The sequence below is a fragment of the Streptomyces sp. NPDC058619 genome, assembly GCF_042717785.1.
Taxonomy (GTDB): domain Bacteria; phylum Actinomycetota; class Actinomycetes; order Streptomycetales; family Streptomycetaceae; genus Streptomyces.
Map to the genome: position 1 here is coordinate 1 of NZ_JBHXQN010000011.1, position 2,936 is coordinate 2,936.

Below are 2,936 nucleotides of genomic sequence, written 5' to 3' on the forward strand. Positions count from 1 at the left end.
CCCAGGTCATTCGTTCGACAGAGGGGACACAGTCATACCGGGCCCGGAGGCCAGCGGCCCCATTGCAGGACCACGAAAAACATAACGGGGGGGGGTGCCCGCCATGTAGGCTGTCCACTCATTCACGGGTGCGTAGCTCAGGGGTAGAGCGCTGCTCTTACAAAGCAGATGTCGGCGGTTCGAAACCGTCCGCGCCCACCAGCACAAAGGCCCCCCGCCGACCATGGCGGGGGGCCTCTTGCGTACAGATCTGACCCCGACGGCAGCGGCCGGGCCCCAGCTGGCGATCCAACCTCGGGGGTGGGTCTGCCGGCGGACTGCAAGGACTTTCTCGACCTGTAGGGGCCCGGCTCCTTCGACCACCACTTCTGGACCGTCCGGCCGGTCGCACGTTGACGATTCCGAGCGCCATCCGTTCCTGATCCGGTGAAGCGGGGACGGGGAGGGTGCCGGGTACTGCTTCCTCGCCGAGGAGGACGACCCGGCGAGTGGCGCGTGGTGGTCGGGACGCAGGTGGGGGAGTGACACGAAGTTCCCTGGCCCTTCACGGAGTTCTTGCTGAGCTGCGTCAAGGGGCCGTGCCATCCGTCCTTCCTGGGGCGTTACCGGCCGGGGCTTGCCGTGCGCTACCACCCGGATTCTGGGGACGGGCCGCTCCTCCCCTGGTGAACTCCCTGGTCGGCGGGTCTGCCGGGTCAGGGGCTGAGCCAGGTCCGGCGGTGGCGGGCCACCGCGTAGACGAGGTCGACCTGTTCCGGCGTGAGGCGGCCGGTGAGGGGGCCGAGGGCGGCGACGTCGTGCTCCCCGTATATCCGGACCCGGGGCGGGGTGGTCGCCGCCGCGGGGAGGTTGCGTACGCCCACGAACACGAGGACCGGCTCCACCTCCACCGGGAAGGGGCAGTGCCGTTCCAGGACGCCGCGGGCGTGCCTGGCCTCGGCGCGGCTCCTGGCCGGGTACGGGTGCGGGGGGCCGTGGTCGACCTTGACCGTGTCGTCGCCGATCCACACCGACTTCCCCCGCAGGTACTTGGTGTTGACCGTGAAGACCCGCCGGGGCCGACGAGCAGGTGGTCGATGTCGCCGCCGCGGGTCAACGGGATCGAGTGCAGGACCTTCCATCCCCGGGCCGTCAAGCGGTCGAGTTCGGCGCCCGCGATGCGTTCGCCGGCCAGCCCCTTGAACCAGGGGTCCCACTCGCTCTCCCTCCCCAACACCCGGTCCAGGGCCCGCATTACGCGGCTCGGCCCCTTCGAGCGGAGCATCTCCCGGATCCCGGAGCCCGGCCGGTTGAGTGCCAGGTCGTCGGGTGCCTTCAGGGGCGGGAGCGTCCTCGTCGGCTTCGGCCGGACGGGCCTGGCCCCCGGTGGCGGCTCGGGCCGCGCGTCCGTGGGCTCGGGCAGGTTCGCGAGCTGTTGCCTGAGGAGGGCCAGTGCCTCCTGGCGGTGCTCCTCCACGAGTACGGTCACCTTGCCGCTGCGGCAGTCGGCCCAGGCGACGGCGGTCCCGCCCGGCAGGTTCACGTACAGCCGGTCGTGACCGGACTTCCGCCAACGAGAGACCTTCAGCCCGCCCACGCCGCCCCCTGACATGTCGCCCGGAGACCATGGGAGCAACAGGATCGCGCCGCCACAAGACGACCTCCGCACAGCGTGAAGGCCCCCGTCGGGTGTGCGTGGGGGCCTTCGCGTCAGGTGGTGGGTCAGGCGTTGGGGCGCTTGCCGTGGTTGGCCTTCTTCTTCTTGCGGGCGCGCCGCTTGTTGCCTCGCTTGGCCATGATGCGCATCTCCCTCACCTCGGGATCCTTCACGACTCCGCCAGTTTAGATTCCGCCCGCCACACCCGCATCAGCGCCGCCGGAAGCCACCGGGCACCACCCGGTACGGGCCTTGGCCCCGGGGCCCGCGCGTGGGATCGTCGGGAGATGGGCGAGTGGCTCGCGTGGGGCGGGGTGGCCGTGGCGGTGGTCGCGGCCGCGGTGGTGCTGGTGCTGCTGGAACGGGCCGCGGGGGCCTCCTTCGAGCGGAGACGGACCGAGGAACGGGACCGGCTGCTCGCGCAGCTCACCGCTCACGACGCCGGGGCACCCGCCACCGGACCGGGCCACCCCAAGTTCCACGACGTGGGCGGCCTGCCGCACCCCTCGGCCCAACTGGGAGACCGGCGGGACGACTTCACGCCCCTCCTCGTCGAGTACTACGCGTACGGGCTGACCCAGGCCCGCAGCAGCTTCGCCACCAGCCAGAGCTTTGCCGCGGCCGGAGCGGCGGTCCTGCTGTTCGGGGTGGGGCTGGCGGTGTGGAAGGCCGAGAGCGGCGGCGAGTTCTACCTGGGGATCGTCACCAGCTCGGTGGGCCTGGTCACCACGCTCGCCGGACAGCTCTTCCACCGCCGGGCCGACCTCGCGCTCAAGCACATGACCGACCAGACGACCGCGCTGCGCGACGACCGGCGGGCGGCCGAGTCGACCCAGCAGGCCCTCGGCCTCCTCGACGAGGTCGCCGACCCGGAACTGCGCGCCCGGCTCCAGGCCGGCCTGATCCTGAAACTGTCCGGGGCCGAGCTGCCGCGGTAGCGGGATAGTGGAGGCATGTGCCGTTCCATTAAGACCCTGCGCCCGCCCGCCATCCCCGAGAAGGCCACCGAGGAGGAGATCCGCGCCGCAGCGCTCCAGTACGTACGCAAGGTGTCCGGGTTCCGCGCGCCGGCCGCGCACAACCGCGAGGTATTCGACGCGGCCGTGGACGCCGTCGCCGAGGCCACGCGGGATCTGCTGGACGGGGTGCACGTACGGGGGCAGACCGCCGCCGTGTGACCGCCCGCGCGACGGCGTCAAGGCGTGCGTGACCGCGTGACCGCGTGACCGCGTGACCGCGTGACCGCGTGACCGCGTGACCGCGTGACCGCGTGACCGCGTGACCGCGTGACCGCGTGACC

General features: G+C 71.8%; 4 protein-coding genes and 1 tRNA gene. 3 read left to right on the forward strand and 2 right to left on the reverse strand.

The features are described 5' to 3' along the window. The first annotated feature begins 126 nt into the window (after positions 1–126). Positions 127–201: transfer RNA gene (locus ACFWTC_RS13380), tRNA-Val, on the forward strand. Positions 202–568: 367 nt separating this feature from the next. Here ACFWTC_RS13380 and ACFWTC_RS13385 read toward each other — a convergent pair. Together ACFWTC_RS13385 and ACFWTC_RS13390 are read right to left on the reverse strand one after the other, a co-directional pair. Further along, the gene (locus ACFWTC_RS13385) at positions 569–1,591 is read right to left on the reverse strand and encodes a nuclease-related domain-containing protein (protein WP_384074188.1); all 1,023 of its coding nucleotides are present in this window, start codon (positions 1,589–1,591) and stop codon (positions 569–571) included. Between the two features lie 110 nt (positions 1,592–1,701). Further along, complete coding sequence (locus tag ACFWTC_RS13390) at positions 1,702–1,776, reverse strand: 50S ribosomal protein bL37 (RefSeq protein WP_100661309.1); 75 nt, start codon at positions 1,774–1,776, stop codon at positions 1,702–1,704. A gap of 147 nt (positions 1,777–1,923) precedes the next feature. Here ACFWTC_RS13390 and ACFWTC_RS13395 point away from each other — a divergent pair, with 147 nt between their 5' ends. Together ACFWTC_RS13395 and ACFWTC_RS13400 are read left to right on the forward strand one after the other, a co-directional pair. Further along, positions 1,924–2,574 carry a hypothetical protein gene (locus ACFWTC_RS13395; protein WP_383915384.1) on the forward strand — a complete coding sequence of 217 codons (651 nt, stop codon included), beginning with the start codon at positions 1,924–1,926 and terminating at the stop codon, positions 2,572–2,574. A gap of 15 nt (positions 2,575–2,589) precedes the next feature. Continuing rightward, the gene (locus ACFWTC_RS13400; protein WP_383915385.1) at positions 2,590–2,814 is read left to right on the forward strand and encodes a DUF2277 domain-containing protein; all 225 of its coding nucleotides are present in this window, start codon (positions 2,590–2,592) and stop codon (positions 2,812–2,814) included. The last annotated feature ends 122 nt before the right edge of the window (positions 2,815–2,936 follow it).